22 protein-coding genes and 1 other RNA gene are annotated in these 22,198 nt (G+C 41.3%); 10 read left to right on the forward strand and 13 right to left on the reverse strand.

The features are described from left to right. Window positions 1–30: 30 nt before the first annotated feature. The 5 genes from ACTF5Q_RS06680 to mgtE all read right to left on the reverse strand — a co-directional run bounded on the left by ACTF5Q_RS06680 (window position 31) and on the right by mgtE (window position 4,609). Window positions 31–780: a YebC/PmpR family DNA-binding transcriptional regulator gene (locus ACTF5Q_RS06680; RefSeq protein ID WP_438953864.1), complete on the reverse strand. Its 750-nt coding sequence runs from the start codon at window positions 778–780 to the stop codon at window positions 31–33. Between the two features lie 77 nt (window positions 781–857). Beyond that, window positions 858–1,772: a DMT family transporter gene (locus ACTF5Q_RS06685; protein WP_438953865.1), complete on the reverse strand. Its 915-nt coding sequence runs from the start codon at window positions 1,770–1,772 to the stop codon at window positions 858–860. A 1-nt stretch (window position 1,773) separates the two neighbouring features. After that, window positions 1,774–2,580: a TIGR00282 family metallophosphoesterase gene (locus ACTF5Q_RS06690; protein ID WP_438953866.1), complete on the reverse strand. Its 807-nt coding sequence runs from the start codon at window positions 2,578–2,580 to the stop codon at window positions 1,774–1,776. 71 nt (window positions 2,581–2,651) lie between these two features. After that, window positions 2,652–3,221 (reverse strand): 5-formyltetrahydrofolate cyclo-ligase, encoded by a 570-nt coding sequence (locus ACTF5Q_RS06695; protein WP_438953867.1) that lies wholly within the window; start codon window positions 3,219–3,221, stop codon window positions 2,652–2,654. Then, window positions 3,218–4,609, reverse strand: a complete 1,392-nt coding sequence (mgtE, locus tag ACTF5Q_RS06700; protein WP_438953868.1) for a magnesium transporter — start codon at window positions 4,607–4,609, stop codon at window positions 3,218–3,220. Before mgtE ends, ACTF5Q_RS06695 begins: the two co-directional genes overlap by 4 nt. A 123-nt stretch (window positions 4,610–4,732) precedes the next feature. On the opposite strand from mgtE, the gene guaD reads away from it, so the two are divergent. Beyond that, window positions 4,733–6,070, forward strand: a complete 1,338-nt coding sequence (gene guaD, locus ACTF5Q_RS06705) for a guanine deaminase (protein WP_438953869.1) — start codon at window positions 4,733–4,735, stop codon at window positions 6,068–6,070. Between the two features lie 28 nt (window positions 6,071–6,098). Here the strand turns inward: guaD and ACTF5Q_RS06710 are convergent, their stop codons facing one another. Together ACTF5Q_RS06710 and hisN are read right to left on the reverse strand one after the other, a co-directional pair. Continuing rightward, window positions 6,099–7,448 carry an 8-oxoguanine deaminase gene (locus tag ACTF5Q_RS06710; protein WP_438953870.1) on the reverse strand — a complete coding sequence of 450 codons (1,350 nt, stop codon included), beginning with the start codon at window positions 7,446–7,448 and terminating at the stop codon, window positions 6,099–6,101. Next, entirely contained in the window at window positions 7,438–8,262 is an 825-nt protein-coding gene (gene hisN / locus ACTF5Q_RS06715; RefSeq protein ID WP_438953871.1) for a histidinol-phosphatase, read from the reverse strand. The genes ACTF5Q_RS06710 and hisN overlap by 11 nt, the downstream gene beginning before the upstream one ends. A gap of 132 nt (window positions 8,263–8,394) precedes the next feature. Between hisN and ACTF5Q_RS06720 the strand changes: the two genes are divergently transcribed. Both ACTF5Q_RS06720 and ACTF5Q_RS06725 read left to right on the forward strand, forming a co-directional pair. Further along, window positions 8,395–9,354 carry an NADPH:quinone oxidoreductase family protein gene (locus tag ACTF5Q_RS06720; protein ID WP_438953872.1) on the forward strand — a complete coding sequence of 320 codons (960 nt, stop codon included), beginning with the start codon at window positions 8,395–8,397 and terminating at the stop codon, window positions 9,352–9,354. 97 nt (window positions 9,355–9,451) lie between these two features. Then, a complete protein-coding gene (locus ACTF5Q_RS06725) occupies window positions 9,452–10,231 on the forward strand; it encodes a Bax inhibitor-1/YccA family protein (RefSeq protein WP_438953873.1) in 780 nt (259 codons plus the stop codon). 48 nt (window positions 10,232–10,279) lie between these two features. On the opposite strand, the gene rpmG is transcribed toward ACTF5Q_RS06725, so the two are convergent. The 5 genes from rpmG to gatC all read right to left on the reverse strand — a co-directional run bounded on the left by rpmG (window position 10,280) and on the right by gatC (window position 13,343). Further along, window positions 10,280–10,447 (reverse strand): 50S ribosomal protein L33, encoded by a 168-nt coding sequence (gene rpmG / locus ACTF5Q_RS06730; RefSeq protein WP_153691892.1) that lies wholly within the window; start codon window positions 10,445–10,447, stop codon window positions 10,280–10,282. A 114-nt stretch (window positions 10,448–10,561) separates the two neighbouring features. After that, window positions 10,562–10,958, reverse strand: an RNA gene (gene rnpB / locus ACTF5Q_RS06735) — RNase P RNA component class A. A gap of 49 nt (window positions 10,959–11,007) precedes the next feature. After that, a complete protein-coding gene (locus tag ACTF5Q_RS06740) occupies window positions 11,008–11,568 on the reverse strand; it encodes a hypothetical protein (RefSeq protein ID WP_438953874.1) in 561 nt (186 codons plus the stop codon). A gap of 6 nt (window positions 11,569–11,574) precedes the next feature. After that, complete coding sequence (gene gatA, locus ACTF5Q_RS06745) at window positions 11,575–13,056, reverse strand: Asp-tRNA(Asn)/Glu-tRNA(Gln) amidotransferase subunit GatA (protein WP_438953875.1); 1,482 nt, start codon at window positions 13,054–13,056, stop codon at window positions 11,575–11,577. Then, complete coding sequence (gatC, locus tag ACTF5Q_RS06750; protein ID WP_153693666.1) at window positions 13,056–13,343, reverse strand: Asp-tRNA(Asn)/Glu-tRNA(Gln) amidotransferase subunit GatC; 288 nt, start codon at window positions 13,341–13,343, stop codon at window positions 13,056–13,058. The genes gatA and gatC overlap by 1 nt, the downstream gene beginning before the upstream one ends. Before the next feature lie 170 nt (window positions 13,344–13,513). Here gatC and ACTF5Q_RS06755 point away from each other — a divergent pair, with 170 nt between their 5' ends. Genes ACTF5Q_RS06755 through ACTF5Q_RS06765 form a run of 3 tightly spaced genes read left to right on the forward strand, consistent with a single transcriptional unit; the run spans window position 13,514 to window position 16,027 of the window. Then, entirely contained in the window at window positions 13,514–14,257 is a 744-nt protein-coding gene (locus ACTF5Q_RS06755) for a 5-oxoprolinase subunit B family protein (RefSeq protein WP_438953876.1), read from the forward strand. A 1-nt stretch (window position 14,258) separates the two neighbouring features. Continuing rightward, window positions 14,259–15,260, forward strand: a complete 1,002-nt coding sequence (locus tag ACTF5Q_RS06760) for a biotin-dependent carboxyltransferase family protein (RefSeq protein WP_438953877.1) — start codon at window positions 14,259–14,261, stop codon at window positions 15,258–15,260. 14 nt (window positions 15,261–15,274) lie between these two features. After that, window positions 15,275–16,027: a LamB/YcsF family protein gene (locus ACTF5Q_RS06765; protein ID WP_438953878.1), complete on the forward strand. Its 753-nt coding sequence runs from the start codon at window positions 15,275–15,277 to the stop codon at window positions 16,025–16,027. A 49-nt stretch (window positions 16,028–16,076) separates the two neighbouring features. Here the strand turns inward: ACTF5Q_RS06765 and ACTF5Q_RS06770 are convergent, their stop codons facing one another. Continuing rightward, window positions 16,077–17,126 carry a zinc-binding dehydrogenase gene (locus ACTF5Q_RS06770; RefSeq protein WP_438953879.1) on the reverse strand — a complete coding sequence of 350 codons (1,050 nt, stop codon included), beginning with the start codon at window positions 17,124–17,126 and terminating at the stop codon, window positions 16,077–16,079. A gap of 109 nt (window positions 17,127–17,235) precedes the next feature. On the opposite strand from ACTF5Q_RS06770, the gene ACTF5Q_RS06775 reads away from it, so the two are divergent. From ACTF5Q_RS06775 to ptsP, 4 genes are all read left to right on the forward strand, one after another. Then, entirely contained in the window at window positions 17,236–18,018 is a 783-nt protein-coding gene (locus ACTF5Q_RS06775) for a phytanoyl-CoA dioxygenase family protein (RefSeq protein ID WP_438953880.1), read from the forward strand. A gap of 65 nt (window positions 18,019–18,083) precedes the next feature. Then, the gene (locus tag ACTF5Q_RS06780; RefSeq protein ID WP_438953881.1) at window positions 18,084–18,509 is read left to right on the forward strand and encodes a DUF1178 family protein; all 426 of its coding nucleotides are present in this window, start codon (window positions 18,084–18,086) and stop codon (window positions 18,507–18,509) included. A 115-nt stretch (window positions 18,510–18,624) separates the two neighbouring features. Continuing rightward, complete coding sequence (locus tag ACTF5Q_RS06785; RefSeq protein WP_438953882.1) at window positions 18,625–19,866, forward strand: aspartate kinase; 1,242 nt, start codon at window positions 18,625–18,627, stop codon at window positions 19,864–19,866. Between the two features lie 18 nt (window positions 19,867–19,884). Then, window positions 19,885–22,125, forward strand: a complete 2,241-nt coding sequence (gene ptsP / locus ACTF5Q_RS06790; RefSeq protein WP_438953883.1) for a phosphoenolpyruvate--protein phosphotransferase — start codon at window positions 19,885–19,887, stop codon at window positions 22,123–22,125. Window positions 22,126–22,198 lie beyond the last annotated feature (73 nt).

The raw sequence follows: 22,198 nt of genomic DNA on the forward strand, positions 1-22,198 counted from the left end.
AGAGTCGTGCTTATGCGATGCCGATTAAAATTACATTTCTTGCAGAGCCAACATAACCTCATCAGATGCCTCAAAGTTTGTCGTCACCCTTTGCACATCATCGTCATCCTCCAGGGAATCCACAAGTTTCATAAGTTTTTGCATAGAATCTAGATCAAGTTCAGTAGTTGTTGTCGGCTTCCAAATAAGTTTAGTAGCCTCACTCTCACCTAATTCTGTCTCCAAAGATGAAGCTACATCATTGAGATCTAAATCAGCGCACCATATTGTATGGCCCTCACTTATGCTTTCAACGTCTTCGGCACCAGCTTCAAGGGCAGCCATCATTATCGTATCAGCATCTCCAGCTTCAGGGCGATATAAAATCTCCCCCTTTCTCTCGAACATGAAACCAACGGAACCTGTTTCACCGAGATTTCCACCGTGTTTGGAAAATATGGATCGTACATTTGAAGCCGTACGATTTCTATTATCGGTCATCGCTTCAACAATTACAGCTACTCCATTTGGCCCGTATCCTTCGTAACGAATTTCCTCATAGTCGTCACCGTCGCCAGCCAAAGATTTCTTTATAGCTCTTTCTATAACGTCTTTTGGAACTGAGTTAGATTTTGCTTCCTTCACTGCCAAACGTAGACGTGGATTTTTTTCCGGATCCGGATCACCCATTTTAGCTGCTACTGTGATTTCTCTGCTAAGCTTGGAAAATAATTTTGATCGAGCGGCATCTTGGCGCCCCTTACGGTGTTGGATATTCGCCCACTTCGAGTGACCCGCCATTTATTCCTCCATATCAAAACGTCTTTTATTTAATAACTGCTTAATGCTAGGGCAAGAACAAATTCGATGCATTGCCATTAATGAACCCTCACGTTGCTCTTTGTTTTAACACGATTGTTTTTTGGCAAGACCAAAAACATTCCAAAAAACATGAAAGCTACTGAGAGCCATAGGTACCGAGATGTCTCCTCTCCCAGAATTAAAATAGACCAGGCCACGCCCCAAGCAGTGACGAAATATGCAACTTGTGCGGTAAAAACAGCTCCAGCACGAGAGACCAACCAAACATAAGCACAATAAGCAAATGCATGACAACAAGATGAGGCTACATGGGTATAATTTTCTATAGGCCAAGGTTGGAAGGGGTCTATCCATTGTCCTGTAGAAATAGTTACTGGTAGGATCAGAACAGTCCCTAAAATAGATGCCCCAGTGAATGTTTGCATGGGATCTTGGCCAGCAGTGCCATATTTGTCGACATAATTTCCCTCAATTGCATAAAAAAACGGAGCTAAAAGCGCCAGTGGTATAAAAATAAGTAGATGTCGGTCTGGGAAGCTCGCCTCAGGTCCTGTTAATATAACGACCCCTATTAAACCAATAAATAATCCAGAAATTCGCCTAAAATCTTTTTTCTCAAGCCCGATTAACATAGCTATTGGAAAAGAAAACATAGGTACGGTCGCGATCAATATTGCAATAAAACTTGCAGGCAAATAGTAGGTTGCCACATAAGATGCTGAGTTAGGAAAAATTGTCCCCAAAAGAGCTAAAACTGTAAAAAGAAAAATTGTTTTTCGCTCAAAAAGAGGCCTCTTTCGGCGTACGATTAGCACAAATCCTAGGACGATGACAGCAATAACAAATTGCCAAAATATTAATCCAAATTGACCATAACCTATAGAAACAGTGATCTTTGTCAGTGGAATACTTAAGCCCCACGCAGCCCCCATCAAAATTAAAATTATATAAGGAATTAACGAAACGTTCATTCTAAGTTGTGGCTATTTTTCCACCGAGTTTAAACGGTTTTATAGATAAAGATTTTCCGGATATATCGTCTGTCTCTACAAGCACGCCACACAAAGTAGCAGAGCCAGTGGCAGGTGAAAACCTTCCTTTTGCCATCCCAGTTACAAACCGACGTAATGGTTCACTCTTTTCCATTCCAATCACGCTGTCATAATCACCGCACATACCAGCATCCGTTTGGTACGCAGTACCTTTAGGTAATAACATTGCGTCAGCAGTGGGTATGTGAGTATGCGTACCAATCACGGCGCTCACTCTTCCATCACAAAAATGTCCCATGCCCATCTTTTCAGAAGTTGCTTCACAATGAATATCAACAAAACTTGCTTGTATTGAGCCACCTAGGGTGTGCTTTTTCAAAATTGAATCTATGCATGAAAATGGATCATCAAACGTTCTTTTCATAAATACTTGACCGAGAATTTGTGAAACTAAAATTCTTCTGCCTCTCTTATCGCTAAAAATATTAGCGCCCTTACCTGGTGCAGATTTGGCATAGTTCAATGGCCTAATAATCCTTGGTTCTTTCTCAATAAACTGCATCATATCTTTTTGATCAAATGCATGATCGCCTAAGGTTATACAATCTGCGCCCGCGCTCAGGATATCCATTGCATGTTGTGAACTTAACCCCAGACCGCTGGATGCATTCTCAGCATTTATAATTACAAAATCAGCACCATTTTTAGAGCGCAAATTCTGCAGTTCGTTGATGATTGCAGAACGCCCTGCCCGACCCATTACATCGCCAAAAAACATAATTCTCATTAAAGATTCCAATCTTTAAAAGGCCAACTTACCGAGCGCCTAACATTTACTATGCTTGTTTGAAAGCCTAATCAAGGTTTAGACCTAAGATCTAACACTGCCTTCTCTGTAATAACAAAATCTAAACTCTGATCTGTCATTTCCAATGGGACTTGCTCAATCTCTTGGCAGCTATAGGCAAATCCAACAGCGAGTACCGGTTTCTTCATTTTAAGTTTTTCCAGCGTTCTATCATAAAACCCGCCGCCATACCCTAACCTTCCACCTTGCCGGTCAAATGCTACCAAAGGCACAATTAATAATTCTGGATCGAAAAAGTTCTTTGACACGGGAACTTTTGCACCGAATTGCCCTTCTGTCATCTCGGTGCTTGGCGTCCACTCAGCAATTAATAGTGGCTTATTCATTTCCTGAATAACTGGAACACCAACTTTACTATAACATGACATCTCAGTCATAGCAGGAAGTGGGTCAATTTCAGTCCTTATTGGCATATAGCCTGCTACAGAATGGCCACGAAAATCCTCTAAAAAAGAAGATAAAAGGACTGTCTCAGTGGTATCTCCCACGTTGCGGGCTAACTTGCGTTTTGCAAATATTTTTTTGCGAATATCATTTTTTAAAGCCTGGGTATCCATCATAATAATAAAATCCCAGCAATGCTTAAAAATGCGAAAAAACCTACTACATCTGTTACAGTTGTAACGAACGCTCCTGATGCCAAAGCAGGATCAATTCCCAATTTTTCCAGAATAACCGGTACTGTTGTTCCGGCAAGGTTTGCAACCACAAGATTTATTAACATGGATATGGCAATGACGACGCCAAGCATAGCAGTGCCAAACCAAAATACCCCAATCAAGCCCATCGAAACAGCAAAGATCAAACCGGTAAGAATGCCAACTCCCACTTCACGGCGAATAACGCGACCAATATTTGTGCTCGAGATATCTTTTGTTGCGATAGCTCGAACAGCCACTGTCAAACTTTGAGTTGCAGCATTTCCACCCATCGAGGCGATTATTGGCATCAGTATTGCGAGCGCCACAAACTGCGCAATTGTTGCCTCGAATTGTGCTATAACAATGGAGGCAAGTATTGCGGTTACCAAATTTACTGCCAGCCAGGGCAATCGGCCTCTAACTGTTTCAATGATAGTATCACTAACGCTGCTATCCCCTATACCAGCCAATAGCATAATATCTTCTTCTAACTCTTCATCTAGAACAACCATTGCATCATCAATTGTTATTACACCAACAACTCTGTTTTCCATGTCAACCACTGGTGCCGAAATTAAATGATATTGCTTGAAAGCATAGGCCACATCAGCTTCATCTTGATCAGCGGGTATCACCTGGAAAACATCTTCAATGATTTCTTTCAGTAGAACCGATCTTTTTGATGACATTAATTTCCCAAGAGAAACATTGCCCACAGGATGTAAGCGTGGGTCAACCAAGACAATATGATAAAACTGTTCAGGTAAATTAGCGTCATTTCTCAGGAAATCGATTGCCATGCCTACCGACCAATGCTCTGGAGCCATCACTACTTCTCTCTGCATTAGGCGACCAGCCGATTGTTCTGGATAGCTTAGTAAGCTTTGAACTGCTACTCGGTCACCCTCGTCTAGCGCGCTTAATATAGTTTCTTTTTGCTCTTCTTCCAAATCCTCGACGATATCGACGACATCGTCACTTTCAAGATCTCTTACAGCCTCTGCGAGAACATCTGGCTTTAATTCTGAAATAACTTCTTCTCGGATATGTTCATCAATTTCTGATAAAATATCGCCATAAAATTCTGTATCGTATAACCTAATAAATCGCGCTCGGTCAGTCGTATTTAACTGTTCAATTATGTCCGCAATATCAGCAGGGTGTAATGGTTCGAGTACTTCAGTGAGATCTACTCTATTTCCACTAGCAAGAGCAGACAACACAATTGCCATTTTCTGCTTATCGATAACGTAAGAAGCATCTTTTGAACCCAAATCGCTCTCATTTTTTTGTTCATCATTTAGCATCTTAAACCTCCAAGCAGTAATATGTACCTGCATAATAGGAAGTTTATTGCAAAAACAATGCAAATAGCACTATTCCTTTTAAAAAGTATCGATTTAACAATCGCATTCATTGGAGCCGTCCTTTTGAACAACAATACAGCAGATAATAAAAAAGTTCTGATCGGAACAGTTTTAAATTTTATGGAAAATCCATTCCATTATGAATTGAGCGATAGTGTTAATATTGCTGAAAATAGCGCAATTTTAGTTGTTGGATCAAAGATATCAAAAATTGGAAGCCCTGATGAACTTATAGCCAATAACCCAGATGCAGAAGTTCATGATTTTCATGATAAGTTGCTTTTACCCGGATTTATAGATGCGCACGCTCATTATCCCCAAACTCCAATAATCGCGAGTTGGGGCAAACGATTAATTGACTGGCTGAATACTTACACGTTTCCGGAGGAACAAAAATACGGAAATACCGAGTATGCGGCAAAAATAGCAGAAATTTACTTGGACTTTTTAATTTCTAATGGAACAACGTCTGTGTCGACCTTTTGTACAACTCACCCTGAAAGTACCGATGCAATATTTTTAGCAGCCCAAAACAGAAATATGTGTTTAGTTGCTGGAAAAAACGCCATGGACCGAAATGCACCAGAGGCATTATTAGACACTCCTCAAATAGCATACGATCAATCCAAAAACCTGATACAAAGGTGGCATCTCAACGGAAGACTGCGATACGCCATAACTCCTCGTTTTTCACCAACTTCCTCTCCAGAACAGCTCTCTATGCTTGGAGAATTGTGGACCGAATACCCTGACTGCCTGATGCAAACACACCTCAGCGAACAAGTCGACGAACTTGAGTGGGTTCAGTCTCTATTTCCAAACGCAAGAGATTACCTAGATACTTATGAGCAGTTTGGATTACTCGGTAAAAATGCAGTTTTTGGTCATGCGATACACTTAAAAAAAAGAGAAATAGACAGATTAAAAGATATTGGTGCTGGGGTTGTTCATTGCCCAACATCAAATACTTTTATCGGCTCAGGGCTTTTTGATATGGGGCATTTACAAAAACAACGAATAACGATCGGGTTAGCAACTGATACAGGTGGTGGTTCAAGTTTTTCTATGTTGCGCTCAATGGCATCTTGCTACGAGATTGCGCAATTGCGCAAGAATACACTGCACCCTGCTCAGCTACTTTGGCTTGCAACAATGGGATCTGCCAAAAGTTTACATTTAGATCAGGAAATTGGAAATCTTAAACCAGGTTATCATGCTGACATTATAGCTTTAGATCTGTATTCTACTAGTATTATAGCTCAAAGAGTGAGGTCAGCGGATAACATATGGGGGGCAATTTTTCCAACCCTGATGATGGGAGATGACCGCGCAATTACCGCAACCTTTGTTGCAGGCAATTTAGTTTATTCTAATGAAGCGCAAACCGTACTTTCATGTTAAATGATGTTTCGAAAAAAACCTAAATTGACTATAATTGCAAATCTTGAACCAGCCTTTTGGTTTCAGAAAGAACTTCCGACATGTTAACTGTTAATATGTTCCCATCACAAACTATAATGCGTCCTTCTACAAATAAATGCTTAACATTTTTAGGACCAGCAAGTAACAACGCAGCGGGATCCCAGCTTCCAGCAGAATCAATCCCAGAAATATCCCAGATAGCTAGATCGCCTCGGGCACCAACTTGAATACGGCCACATTCCGGTCGCCCAAGAATATCTGCCCCACCGCGTGTTGCAAGTTCTAGTGCATCCATTGCTGACATTGCATCTGCACCGTTGCTGACGCGCTGGAGCAACATAGCCTGACGAGCTTCACTTATTAAGCTACCACTGTCGTTGCTCGCGGACCCATCAACACCTAAACCTACATTAACGCCACTTGTTAGCATTTCATTAATGGGCGCTATGCCTGAACCTAAGCGGCAGTTAGAGCATGGGCAATGCGAAACTCCCGTGCGACTTCTCGAAAAAAGATTTATTTCTTGCTTATCCAACTTAACGCAATGGGCGTGCCAAACATCTTTTCCAGTCCAACCTAGCTCTTCTGCATACTGTCCAGGCCTGCAGCCAAATTTTTCCAAAGAATAGGCAATATCCTCCTGATTCTCGGCAAGGTGGGTATGCAAAGTAACTTTTTTATCTCTGGCAAGCACTGCAGTGTCTCTCATCAACTCTCGTGTTACCGAAAATGGCGAGCAAGGAGCAAGTCCAACCCTTATCATTGATGCAGGTGAAGTATCATTGAACTTATCGACTAACCGTATACAATCATTAATTATATCTTGCTCTTTTTCAACTAAACTATCAGGGGGTAAGCCACCCTGACTTTCACCTATACTCATAGAACCTCTCGTCGGATAAAATCTTAAGCCAACTTCGTGAGCCGCAAATATTGTGTCATCCAAAGTCGCGCCATTTGGAAACAAGTAGAGATGATCCGAACTCATGGTGCAACCGCTTAAAGCAAGCTCTGAAAGACCGAGTATTGTAGAAACTCGAATTTCTTCTGGCCCAAAGCGCGACCAAATCGGGTATAGAGTTTTCAGCCATCCAAACAAGAGAGCATTCTGACCACCGGGCACTGCCTTGGTCAAAGATTGGAATAAATGATGATGCGTATTGACGAGTCCAGGAGTAACCAAACAACCAGCCGCATCAATAACTTTTTCCAATCCATTCAATCTAATATTTTTCTCTACTTTCTGAATTTGACCGTCAGAGATAAGAATATCATAATTATTAAGGACCCGCCGAGCATCATCCATTGAAATAATTAAATCAGCATTTTTTATTACTGTGAGGTTTTTATTTGTCATCAGAATAAGGATTTAAAATATCTAATGCTTGTTGATGCAATTTTTGGTTAGCAGCTGCTATAACCTGTCCTCCAAGATGAGCTGGTTTACCCGACCAAGAAGTTACAACGCCACCCGCCGCTTGAATGACACTGATTGGAGCCTGAATGTCATAGGCATTTAACGAAGCCTCAATAACTAAATCTACTTGTCCTGCAGCTACTAAAGCATAGGCATAGCAGTCTAGTCCGTATCTAACCAATTTGGCTTCTCGCGCAACTGCAGAAAAACCCATTTTTTCCTTTTCCGTACCAACTTCAGGAAATGTTGTGAAAAGTTTGCTTTCTGAAAGTGATGCAGTAGCCGAAACCTGAAGAGACCGTACTCCTAAAGGTCCTTGCACTTCCGAAGCGCCAAAACCACCAATGAACCTTTCTTTAATATATGGCTGATCTATTATGCCCAAGATTGGACCATTTCCAATTTGTTCTAGAGAAATCAGTACACCCCAAGTTGGAGTACCTGATATAAAGCTTCTCGTTCCATCGATTGGGTCTATCACCCATCTATATCCAGAGTTACTTTCGCTTTCTCCATTCTCTTCCCCCCAAATACCATCGTCTGGCCGATAAAACGAAATAACTTGTCTGATAGCATCTTCGCCAGCTTTATCAGCCTCAGTCACTGGGTCAAAAGCTTCCTTATCTTTATTATTGACATCAATATTTTTTCGAAAATATGGGAGAATGGCTTCACGGGCACGATCTGCAGCCTCATTAGCTAACTCGATTAATTCCTTTTTCTCTTTATTCGACAGAACTGGAAAACTAGTCATTGAGGTGCCCTTTACTAAAAAAACAGCTAAACTAATAAAAAAATAAAAACAAGTTTGCTAAAACCTATTGGTCCCATTGGTTTGACTCCAAATTCATCATGGTAATACTGTTCGTAAAATAGGAAGCATAAAATGAAAGCCTTTAGAGTAGTAGATTTTGAGAAACCTGCGATGTTTTGCGATATACCTCGCCAGGAACCACAACATGGACAAGTTGAACTAAAAATTGAAGCTTGCGGTTTGAATTTCGCAGATCTGTTGATGCAGAAAAATCAGTATCAAGATACTCCCAATGTTCCATTTACAATGGGTCTGGAAGTGGCAGGTACAATAACTGCTGTCGGCCCTAATACAAAATCACCTAAAATTGGAACTCGTGTAACCGTATTTGCAGGCCAAGGCGGCTTAGCAGAATATGGATATTTTCCCTCAGACCGATTAATAGAAATTCCTGATACAATGCCAAGTGAGGTGGCCGCCGGCTTTCAGGTAGCCTACGGAACAAGCCATTTGGCATTAAAACATTGCGCAGGTTTGAAGAAAAATAACACATTATTGGTTTTGGGTGCTGCGGGGGGCGTCGGTCTCACAGCTGTTGAGCTAGGAAAATATTTTGGCGCGCAGGTTTTGGCAGCGGCACGTGGAGAAGAAAAGTTGAAAATAGCGCAAGAGTTCGGTGCCGATGTGCTTATAGATACGAATACAGATAATCTAGTTGAAGTAGTAAAATCTTTGGGAGGTGCAGATGTTGTTTACGACCCTATCGGAGGAGAACTATTCAAGGAAGCCATGAGGGCCTGTAAACCAGAGGCAAAAATACTCACCATAGGCTTTGCAAGTGGGGATATCCCTTCAATTGCGGCAAATCACCTGTTAGTAAAAAACTTGTCAGTTATCGGCTTAAATTGGGGCGGTTATTTGAAATTTAACCCGACGGTTCTCTCCAACAGCTTGAGAGAATTAATGGAATTATACACACAAGAAAAATTGACACCACATATCTCTCACATATATCCATTTTCCGAAACTACAGCTGCCTTAGAATTAATCAAAAACCGAAAATCCACTGGTAAAGTTGTCGTAAAAATATAATATTTAAAAAAAATACTTTTTTTTCTTGGAGAAGGTTGAAAAAGCAAAGAAATCAGCCAATATAAAGGTTGATTGCATGTTTTCACTGGAGGCATAAATGGCAGATTATAAAACTATAAGATCATCCGCTGGTTCTAGAAGCGAAGTAATAGACAGCGGACTTCGAGCTCACATGAACAAAGTTTACGGGACTATGTCTGTTGGGATGCTTATTACAGCTCTGGCAGCGTGGGCTATTTCTGGGCTAGCAACCACGACAGACCCTTCCTACGCAACAGCTCAAATGGCAAATGGTACATTGCTAACGGCGCTAGGTTCAGCACTATATCTATCTCCTCTACGATGGATAATAATGTTGGCGCCACTGGGTATATTATTTTTTGGCTTTGGGCATGTAATGCGTAAATCATCGGCAGCTGCAGCGCAGTTACTGTTTTTTGTTTTCGCATCCCTGATTGGTGTTTCATTAAGTTCTATTTTTATTGTGTATACTTCGGTATCAATAGTTCAAACTTTTTTGGTAACTTCCATAGCATTTGCAGGTTTGTCATTGTGGGGTTACACGACGAAAAAAGATATCTCGGGATGGGGTGCTTTTCTAATAATGGGCGTAATTGGTATAATCATTGCGTCGATTATAAATATTTTCTTGGGGTCGCCAGCTCTTATGTTCGCGATTTCCATTATTGGATTGCTTGTGTTTGCAGGCCTTACGGCATACGACACTCAAAACATTAAAATTCAATATTTACAGCACGCTCATCATGGAGATCAACAATGGTTGGATAAGTCAGCGATTCACGGCGCTCTAAGCCTGTATCTTGACTTCTTAAATATGTTTCAGTTCTTGTTGATGTTTATGGGTAATCAAGAATAAAATAGATTATATATTTAGAGAAAAACCGCGTCTCTGGCGCGGTTTTTTTTATTTAATTTTGCCTTCTTTATACTCGACGTGCTTTCGTGCTACCGGGTCATATTTTCGTACGACCATTTTTTCCGTCATTGTTCGGGCATTCTTTTTGGTAACATAGAAATGGCCAGTACCTGCTGATGAATTCAAGCGTATCTTAACTGTGGTTGGTTTAGCCATATGATTTCTCCTGATAAAGTCACGACCATAAGTCGAGATAGCCTTGTACTGAACATTTCGTCTGTGTCAACGTCAATGCGCCATTATTACAAATTATTTTTTCTGACTATTAAAGTATGCGGGAAGCCTATAAGCCGGATTCTGTCCTAAAGGATTAACCTTCATAAATGGCCATTCATCTAAGTCCGATGTTACCAACGAACCTCTAGCTGCCTACCCGAGCCACTGATCCAAAGCAAATCTGCGAAATCAAGCGTATAACGCTAACTAACGCGCGTGGCTCCTATTTGGCATTGCTCCCGGTGGGGCTTGCCATGCGGCTCATGTTACCATGAACCCGGTGGGCTCTTACCCCACCTTTTCACCCTTACCCAAGAAATGACTTAGGCGGTTTATTTTCTGTGGCGCTTTCCGTCGGGTCACCCCGCCCGGGCGTTACCCGGCACCGCCGCTTTGTGGAGTCCGGACTTTCCTCGAAGCTTGACAACTCCGCGACCATCCAGCCTCCCGCATACAGTCGTCGTGTAAGCCGCAGATATTAATTGGTCAACATTTTTTGACTAATTTCCTACCGCCTTTCGAAAAGGACTAGGATCCCATCTACAAGCATAACCATCCCCATCGGGATCAATTCCGAATTGATCTCTCTGTGGACCTCCAGCCATCAGAAAGGCCTCCTGAGCAGAACTATCTGATACATATCGGTTACAGTTACGCTCGAACCGAGCTTGTGACTTGAAACGACGCTCATAAATCGTGACCCCTGGTGGGTTATTCGTTATCAGTGCATATTCAACAACATTAGGTATGTTAGTTCCCGGTCTTCTTGGAACGTTAGTAGGTTGAATTATGGTGTATACTTCCTGATTTTGCTTTAAACGCTCTGCGTCACTCTCAATGGTCTGACGCTCTGCTACCGCTTCAAAATCGTTTTCATCAGACAAACCAGGGTTGTCTAGCGTTGGCTTACTTACGACGCCATTATTTTCTTCTATTACATCTACATTTACTGGCGGTATCCCAATACTATTATCATTACTTGAAACACATGCAGATACAAAAAAGAAAAGGGCAAGGATAGAGTACCGCGACTTAATTAAGTAAAGGAACTTCAATGCCACTTTTCTTTACCACCACTTTTCAGGTTTCTTAGAGAATCCTGTAGCAGTTTCCAAAGTGTAGGCGATATTCATCAAGTCTCCCTCCTCCCATGGACGTCCAATTAACTGAAGCCCAAGAGGAAGTCCCTCACTATTCAGTCCAGCGGGTATCGATATACCGGGCAATCCAGCCAAATTAACTGTTACAGTAAAAACATCATTTAAATACATTTCAACTGGATCCGCACTTTCCATTTTACCAAGCTCAAAGGCTGCTGATGGTGTTGTGGGTGTTAAAATTGCATCAACCCCAGTCCCAAAAACATCCTCAAAATCCTTCTTGATAAGCGACCTGACTTTTCTTGCACGATTGTAGTAAGCATCGTAGAAACCTGCTGATAAAACATAAGTGCCTATCATCACTCTTCTTTGAACTTCCATCCCGAAACCTTCAGATCTAGATCTTTCATACATTTCAGTGATGTTTTCACTTGCACTTAAAGTAGCTCGTCGGCCAAACCTCACTCCGTCATATCTTGCTAAATTTGACGAGGCTTCCGCTGGAGCTATCACGTAGTAAGCCGGAAGTGCGTATTTGGTATGCGGCAGTGAAATATCTACGATCTCAGCACCAGCGTCACGCAACATATCGGCGCCATCTTGCCACAAACTTTCAATTTGAGGCGACATGCCTTCGAGCCTATATTCACGGGGTATCCCAATTTTTTTACCTTTAATATCACCTGTTAGCATAGCTTCAAAGTTGGGGACCTGACTTTCGGAACTAGTACTATCCTTATTATCAAAACCACACATTGCCTCTAGCATAATTGCAGTATCACGCACTGATTTACACATCGGGCCAGCTTGGTCGAGCGAACTAGCAAAAGACACTATACCCCATCGAGAACACCTACCATAGGTAGGCTTTATGCCGACAATCCCAGTAAAGGCTGCAGGCTGGCGAATAGAACCTCCAGTGTCTGTACCTATTGCCCCCAGACATAAGTCAGCAGCAACGGCTGACGCTGACCCTCCCGAAGATCCCCCCGGCGTCAAAACTTTGTCAGAAACCTTCCAGGGATTAATAGCATTGCCATAAACAGATGTTTCGTTTGAACTGCCCATAGCAAATTCATCCATGTTCAGTTTACCAAGAGTTATAGCACCAGCATTCTTCAAATTTTGCGTTACAGTACTCTCATACTCTGGCTTGAAACCCTCAAGAATTTTACTAGCAGCTTGGGTTAAGACACCTTTACAAGCGAAAAGATCCTTGACCCCAATAGGAATTCCACAAAGAGCAGGAGCATCTCCTTGTTTTAAACGTAAATCTGCAGATTTTGCTTGATCAATTGCCTCATCAGGCGTCTTGTGAACAAACGCTCCAAGGGCATCTGCATCATCAATCGCCGAAATGCACGAAAGTGTAAGTTCTTCAGAAGTTATTTCCTTTGCTCGAAATTTGTCTCTGGCCTCTGCAATTGTCCAATTATTATATGCGGCCATTACTCCACCACCTTCGGAACAGCAAAAAAACCTTCCCTGGCATCTGGAGCATTAGAAAGCACCCTGTCTTGTTGATCCCCATCACTAACCTGATCGATGCGGCGTTTTAACTTTTGCGGCGAGACAGAAGTCATAGGCTCTATACCTTCAACATTCACTTCATTCAGCTGTTCAATAAAACCTAAAATCTGATTAAATTCGCTTGCTAAGCTATCTAACGAACTTTCCTCAACTTTAATTCGTGCGAGCTTTGCCACCCTTGCCGCTGTTGCTCTATCAATTGACATATAATCTCTCCATTAAATGGGCTAAGATCATTTAACGTTCATTAGGGGTTACTGCAAGTATCTGTAAGCGATATTTGCAACGTGTCAAAAGTTATAAATGGGTCGATTACTAAAGTTGCTTTATTTGGCGATAAGTTGCTAAGAACATAGTGCAGAAAAACGAAAGATATATGACAGATAATTTTCCAAAAATGAATTTCGTGGGGCTGGATGGCATTTTGGTTCAGTTTTCCCAAGAAATTTGTGAAAGTGGGAACTCAGCGGCTCTAGCTTTTCGACAAGAAATAGAGAAAAAAAATCACCCGTATATAATAGAAAGCTCCAACTCATTGACAGCCGCATATTTCAGACTCGATATAAAAATATCACCAGCCGATTCAATCCTAAATTTTTTTGATGATGTGCTTAAAGAAAAAAATTGGTACACGTCAGAGCTACCCTTAAATCGCAAGCTATTTAAGATACCCTGCGTGTTCGGAACTGACTTGGCGCCACAGTTTGAAAAAGTCATAAAGTTAGCAAAACTTAGCAGAGCTCAAGCAATAAGCGAATTTACCACAACGAAAACCCGCGTTATGACTATCGGATTTTCTCCAGGTCAGCCTTATGCCGGTTTGCTTTCTGAAAAATGGGACGTACCGCGGTTGGCTGAGGTATCAAAAAATGTACCCAAAAGTGCGCTGGTTTGCGCAATTCGACAATTAATTATTTTTTCAAATAGCACCCCAACTGGCTGGCACCATATTGGCCAAACAGCATTCGAATGCTTCAATTCTAACAGACAACAACCAATTTTACTCAACCCAGGCGATGAAATAACTTTTTTGGAAATTAATCCAAGCGAGTTGGCTCAAATAAAGAGTAACAATTCTGATGGGCTTGGTGGAGTAAAAATATCAGAAATTAGGACCTAATATGTTGGAAGTGATGTCAATTTTAGGATTTTCCTCCTTTCAAGACATAGGAAGAAGTGGCTTTCGATCTCTGGGACTATCAAGGTCTGGTGCCGCAGACTATTATGCAATGGCCGAGGGCGCGGCTCTACTTGACCAAAGTCCAAATAGTACCGCTCTTGAGCTTATTGGGAACGGAGGAATATTTAATGTTTTAGAAGACTGCATGGTAGCCCTTACGGGAGCCACTATGCTTGCTAGTGCAGATCAAAAACCCTTGGCTTGGAATGCCAGTCATTATCTATATAAAGGCAACATACTAAACCTGACAACGCAGCAAAATGGCCGATACAGCTATTTGCATTTAAGGGGAGGTTTTAAAGCACCCAAAATATTTAACTCTTGTTCGGCCCAACCAGTTGCCGGTATCGGGCAATACACTCGACCCAAAGACATATTGGCTCAGCTTGAAAATAAACAAGATCCAATCGAATGCCAAAAAATTGAACCATTCAACAGATTTGATTTAACTACTTTTAGATTAGTTGAGTCTTTTCAGACTAAATTATTTAATCAAGAAACAATTGAAAGGTTTATAGATACAGAATTCTCAATTGATAATCAGTCGAGTAGAGGGGGAGTTAAATTAACCCATACTGGTTCGGGCTTTTCTACTTCCAATCAACTGAAAATATTGTCAGATGTGATAGTCCCGGGGGATATTCAAATGACAGGTTTTGGGCAACCATTTGTACTTTTGGCTGACTGTCAAACAATGGGAGGTTATCCACGCATAGGATGTATCATTCCTCCTGATCTACCAGCAATTGCTCAGCTAAAACCTGATAAAAAAGTTAAATTTAAGTTTATAGCACGAGAGGAAGCAAATAGGATTGTTGCAGAAGATACTAAAAGTTTAGAACTCATCAAACGGAGATGCTCAGCACCAATTCGTGATCCCGAAAAAATGGAAGATTTGCTTGATTTTAATTTGATTGACGGTGCGGTATGGGCCAAGGATTAATCTAGGAGAAGTTTATGCGTGTAGATTTAAATGCGGATATGGGTGAAAGCTTTGGATCTTGGGTAAAGGGGAATGATGAGGCTCTATTAGATATAATATCCTCTGCAAATATCGCTTGTGGATTTCATGCCGGAGATCCTGATGTAATGGCAAAAACTATAAAATTAGCAAAACAAAGAGGCGTGGGGATTGGAGCGCATCCAGGTTTCGATGATTTAGTAGGATTTGGACGGAGACGCCTAGACCTGCCGATTAAAACTATCCAAAATCAAATTCGGTACCAAATTGGGGCAATTAAAGGAATGGCGAATGCGCAAGGCACTGAAATAACTCATGTTAAATTACATGGTGCACTTTCAAATATGTGTTCGGAAGATTACGAACTAGCCAAAGCATGTTATGAAGCAGTACTCTCAGTTTCGAGCGAAGTGCCGATTATGGCCTTAGTGAAGACAAGACAGCAGGAAGCAGTTGAAAACCTTCAAGCTAAATGGGTGGGAGAAATTTTTGCAGACCGCAGTTATAATGATGATGCAACATTAGTAGACCGCTCGATTCCAGGTGCAATCATAAGTGATCCAAAAATCGCCGGAGCGCGCGTTGCCAAAATGGTCGAAAGCGGTACGATCATTACCCGATCTGGTAAAGAAATAAAAACTAGAATTGATACCGTTTGCCTTCATGGCGATACGCCTGAAGCCGTCAATATAGCTAAGGCGATTAAGGATGCACTCGAAAAAAGTGGTATAAATATAAGAAAATTTTAATCTTGAAGTGTATGGTGAATAGGATAGGCCTTGAACCGGATGCAAATTATTAAGTTGAAAAGTTGTTAATTATTGTGATTCCAGCTTCAGATCTTTTACCAAATTGCGACAAAGCCTCAGAAACCTGACTTAGTTTTAGCTTTTTGGAAATCAGACTATCTATTTTAATCGAACCCTCGTCAATCATTGTCAGTAATGAACTAAATCCAGCAGACGCCATTCCCCTTGTTCCAATCACTTTCAATTGTCGAGAGTATATCAAATCTAGAAGGGCAAGCGAAACATTGGCATTGTTACCAGTGGGCATCCCTACTTGAATATGCCTGCCAAGCTTTCTAAGGGAACGAATGCTATTTTGAAATGTTTCCTCTATGCCCAACGCATCTATAGATACATGAACACCTCCATTTGTTAGTTCCCTAACTTCTTGCCATATATTCAGAAATTTTGCCGAGTCCAAAACAATATCAGCACCTAGATCGCGGGCTTTTTCCAATGCCAAGGTATTGATATCGATGCCGATAACTTTTGCACCCAGAGCTTTTGCGATCAAAATGGCGGACGTCCCAATACCGCCACAACCATAAACGGCCAACCATTCTCCCGACAACAAACGCGCACGGTCTGTGAGTGCTCTAAATGCTGTTGTAACTCTGCATCCCATCGCCGCTGCTGTTTCAAAACCAAGCGAACATGGAAGTCTTACCAAATTAAAATCAGCAAAATAAATTTCTACAAATTGAGCAAAACCGCCACTTACAGTAAAACCAATCGTTTCCTGTTTGTCGCATATCGTTGAATTGCTCATTTGACAATCAGAGCATATTCCACACCCGAGAATGAATGGAACGGTTACATAATCACCAACGGAGAATCTTTTAATTCCAGATCCAGTTTCAGCTATAATACCAGCCAATTCATGCCCCATAATATGAGGCAGTTTGACATCCGGATCACTACCCGACCAGGCATGATAGTCAGATCTACAAACGCCACATGCCTTTAATTCTATTACTACCGAGTTTGGTCCGCATACTGGGTCTACTATTTCTTCAAAAGTCGGCGGTGTACCAAATTTATGTAAAACAGATGCTTTCATATAAAGATCCAATCTTATTGTCCCAGTTTATCTTAAATTTTTAAACAAAGCCATTGACAAAACTCCCCAAAAAGATCGTCTATGATTTCTAAAAAAGTTATGTGATGAGATGTTAAGCCAAGCAACCATAGACTCTTTTCAAAATGACGGAATTGCATTTTTACCTGGGTTGTTCAAAGAACATTTAGACAGTTTAAGAATGGGCGTGCAAAAGAACATCGAGGAACCCGGTCCATACGCTGCAGAAAATTTAAATGAAGGCGAGATCGGGCGCTTTTTTGACGACTATTGTAACTGGCAACGTATCAATGAATTTCGGAATGCTGCATTTGATAAAAATATTGCCAAAGCAGCGGCACTTCTTATGCAATCTACAACTGTACAGCTGTTCCATGATCATGTTTTAGTAAAAGCTGCGGGAACTTTAAAACCGACTCCATGGCATACAGATGGACCGTATTATTTTGTGAAAGGAAAAAAGACTTTAAGTTTCTGGGTTCCTCTTGATCCAGTCAAAAAAGCTACTTTAAGAATGGTGACGGGGTCACACAAATGGCCAAAGCCTGTACTCCCAACAAAATGGTTATCAAACGAAAATTTCTATCCTAATGCGGATGAATATTTACCCGTTCCAGACCCGGACAAAGAACAAATGGATATCAGAGAGTTCGATATGAAACCTGGAGATGCCGTGGCATTTAACTTCGACATTTTGCACGGCGCTCGTGGTGCTGCAGCAGACCAACAGAGGCGAGCATTTTCGTTGAGGCTACTAGGTGACGATACCAGATATACAGAGAGACCTGGCCCAACTTCTCCCCCATTTCCAAATCATAAGATGGTAGAAGGCCAGGTTCTTCGAACAGATTGGTTTCCGTTTATTGATTTTTGAAATTAATATTACTTGAATTTAAAATAAACTAACGTAGATAACTAGTGGGAATATAATGAGCTAGTATGATTAATTACACTTTGAAATGCGACAAAAACCATAGATTTGACAGTTGGTTCAAATCAGTTGAAGCTTTCGATATGCTAATAAATAAATCACTGATTATATGTTCAGAATGTGGTTCAACAAATATTACCAAGGCTATAATGGCGCCAAGTGTAAGCACTTCTAGAAAAAAAGATGAACCGCGTAAAGAAATACAAACAAAATCAAAAATCAAAAATGACATCCTAGAATTGAAAAAGAAAATAGAAGCAAATTCTGAGTACGTTGGAAACAATTTTGCTAATGAAGCTAGATCAATGTATCTAGGTGAAGCTCCAGAACGATCAATTTATGGCGAAGCGAAGGCCGACGATGCCAAAAAACTCATAGATGATGGAATTCCCGTTATGCCATTACCATTTCTTCCGGCAAAAAAAACCAACTAAGTATTTATTTTAAACAAAAAATAACCTTATTTTAGGTTCATGGTTACTTTTACATGTGACTTGTATGTTATGTAATTAACATTTACACCGCCTGCGATGGAGTAAATAGGATAACATGTCTCTACTTGTAATGAAATTTGGCGGTACTTCTGTTGCAAATGTCGACCGAATAAAAAGGGCGGCTAAACGAGTTGCGCTTGAGGTGGCTCATGGGAAGAATGTTATTGTTATAGTATCAGCAATGTCTGGTAAAACAAACGAATTGGTTGATTGGGTAAACGACACCTCACAGTTTTATGACGCACGTGAATATGATGCTGTAGTTTCATCAGGTGAGAATGTCACGGCAGGTCTTATGGCACTTACTTTGCAGGAAATGGATATTCCAGCCAGAAGCTGGCAAGGCTGGCAAGTCCCAGTTCAAACTACTTCGGCTCATTCGTCAGCGAGGATAGAAAGTATTTCGCCTCAAATAATTAATGAAAAGTTTGCTCAAGGAATGAAAGTTGCAGTAGTCGCGGGGTTTCAAGGAATTAGCAATGAAGACCGCATTACAACCTTGGGCAGAGGGGGGTCTGATACCACTGCCGTGGCATTTGCTGCAGCGTTTGAAGCGGAAAGATGTGATATCTATACTGACGTCGACGGAGTCTACACTACAGATCCACGAGTATGTGGCAAAGCGATAAAGCTCGATAAAATTTCCTATGAGGAAATGCTTGAGCTTGCATCTCTCGGTGCGAAAGTTTTGCAAACACGATCTGTCGAAATGGCTATGCGATTTAAAGTTAAGTTGCGGGTTTTATCTAGCTTCGAAGAGCCCAGCAACAAAGCGGGAACACTTGTCTGCGATGAGGAGGAAATTATGGAATCAAATGTAGTATCAGGAATTGCATATTCACGAGACGAGGCCAAAATGACATTAGTATCAGTAGCAGATAGACCTGGGATTGCTGCTGCTATTTTTGGTCCACTGTCCGATGCGGGTATAAATGTCGATATGATCATTCAGAATATCGCTGAAGCTGGAAGAACTGACATGACTTTCTCATGTCCAATAGATCAGGTAAGCAGGGCTGAAATGGCATTAAATACCGCAAAGGAGTCTGAATTAATAAATTTCCAAGACTTACTTGCAGATACAAATGTTTCGAAAATTTCTGCAGTTGGAATTGGAATGAGATCACAATCAGGTGTTGCAGCCAAAATGTTTCAAACTCTTTCAGATGAAGGAATAAATATTAAAGTGATTGCAACCTCTGAAATAAAGATATCTGTTTTAGTTGACAGAAAATATTTGGAACTTGCAGTACAGTCATTGCATGATGCATTTGAATTACATGAAGTTTCCTCCTAAAAACGAGAGAGATAAAGCGTGTCAGAACGTACTCAGACAGATAGCCAGCAACTACTGCGTCGTTTGCGCGATACAATGGCCGAAGAACAGAAAGGCCAGGCGAGATTAGATAAAATCACCCATTTAATTGCCGACTCTATGAGTGCCGAAGTATGTTCGATCTATTTATTCAGAGATAATGAAACCCTCGAGCTATGTGCAACTGAGGGTCTAAAGGCAGAAGCGGTTCATCAAACTAGGCTTAGAATTGGTGAAGGACTTGTAGGTAGAGTTGCCCGATCAAAGAAAGTAATAAATACAGAAAATGCTCCATCATCAAAAGGCTTCAGATTTATGCCAGAAACTGGAGAAGAGATTTTTTCTTCTTTTGCCGGTGTGCCCATTCAAAGATTAGGAGAAACTCTTGGCGTTCTTGTAACCCAATCCAAACAGTTACGGAAATTTAGTAGCGAAGAAATTTACGCACTTGAAGTAGTTGCAATGGTTCTTGCCGAGATGACTGAACTTGGGGCTTTTGTGGGTGATGAAACAGGACTTACGGCATTGCATCAGCAATCCGTCTTGTTTCGCGGAACAAGCGGACAAGAGGGAGCGGCAAAAGGTAGTGTTTGGCTTCACGAGCCCAGAGTAGTTGTAACAAATTTAGTCTCTGATGATCCAAAAGAAGAAAAAATAAGACTCCAAAATGCTGTAGATCTTCTTAGGCAGGGCGTAGATGAAATTGTAGATAAGATTGCCGACGGAGATAAAGAACAAACTGAAATTCTTAAAGCTTTCCGCATGTTCGCAAACTCACGCGGGTGGCTTCGGCGTATGGAAGCTGATATCGATCAAGGCTTATCAGCCGAAGCAGCCGTAGAAAAAGAGCAATCCGCTGCAAGAGCCCGCATGAGCCAAGTGGCAGATAGTTACATGAGAGAAAGGCTTCATGATCTAGATGATTTGTCTAATAGGTTGTTACGAATTTTAACCGGACAGGGTACTGATACTGGAGCAGAAATTCCAAAAGATCCGATCCTGATTGCTCGTAATATTGGACCGGCAGAGCTATTGGATTATGGACGGAAACTTAAAGCAGTTGTTCTAGAAGAAGGATCTGTTGGCAGCCATGCCGCAATCGTGGCGCGCGCCCTGAGTATACCTTTAGTGATAAATGCAGCAAACATAACAACTGAAGCTTTGAATGGTGACCCTATTCTAGTGGATGGTACACAAGGAATAGTGCATTTGCGTCCTGATGATAATGTTGCGAATGCATTTTCTGAAAAAATTGCAATGGAAGCTGAAAACCAAGCCCGTTACACAGCTCTTAGAGAGGAACCCGCAAAGACTACAGATGGCAAAATAATTGACTTACGCATGAATGCTGGTTTGATGGCTGATTTACCAAGTCTGACCAGCTCAGGTGCTAACGGCGTCGGGTTGTTTCGTACTGAGTTACAATTCTTAATAAGAAACCAGATGCCCAAAAGATCCGAGTTAAAAAACCTTTACTCGAGAGTACTAGAGGCTGCGAAAGGCAAAGAAATTGTTTTTCGAACGCTTGATATAGGTTCCGATAAAGTTTTATCTTACATGCCCAATATAAACGAAGCCAACCCTGCCTTAGGCTGGCGGGCAATAAGAATTGCATTAGACAGACCCAGCATTATGAGAATGCAAATAGAAGCATTAATTCGTGCCTCGAATGGACGCAATTTATCAATAATGTTTCCACTAATTTCACAAGATAGTGAGTTTTATAAGGCAAAAGAATTAGTCGATAGAGTTTTGAGTGGAGAAAAACGGTTGGGACATAACATTCCGAATGAACTCAAAGTTGGAGCAATGCTCGAAACTCCATCTCTCGCCTATGCTCCAGAAGACTTTTTTACGGCTGTAGATTTTTTATCTGTTGGAGGCAACGATCTTAAACAGTTCTTTTTTGCTGCGGATAGGGAAAATGAATTGGTGAGACGAAAATATGACACTCTAAGCAGTAGTTTTCTCACTTATCTCAAGTTTGTAATCAATCGCTGTAAAGAATTGAAAACGCCTATTTCCTTCTGCGGAGAAGATGCAGGGCGACCAATAGAAGCCGTTTGCCTCTGTGCTATTGGGTTCTCGAGTCTATCCATGAGACCAGCGTCAATAGGCCCAGTCAAACACTTGCTTAGACGCGTAAATCTTGAAGAATTAAGCAATATCATGAATTCAGAAATTGCAAGCGGATCATCGAGCGTTAGGACTGCAGTTGAAAAATATATTAAATCAATTTGATATATCAGTCGAAAGAGCTTTGCTCTGGACGCGCAAGTTTGATTTCGCTATACGTACGCTATGTGTAACATCA

The sequence above is a fragment of the Candidatus Salinivivens marinus genome (genome assembly GCF_965655845.1).
GTDB classification, from domain to species: Bacteria; Pseudomonadota; Alphaproteobacteria; order Rhodobacterales; family Rhodobacteraceae; genus Salinivivens; species Salinivivens marinus.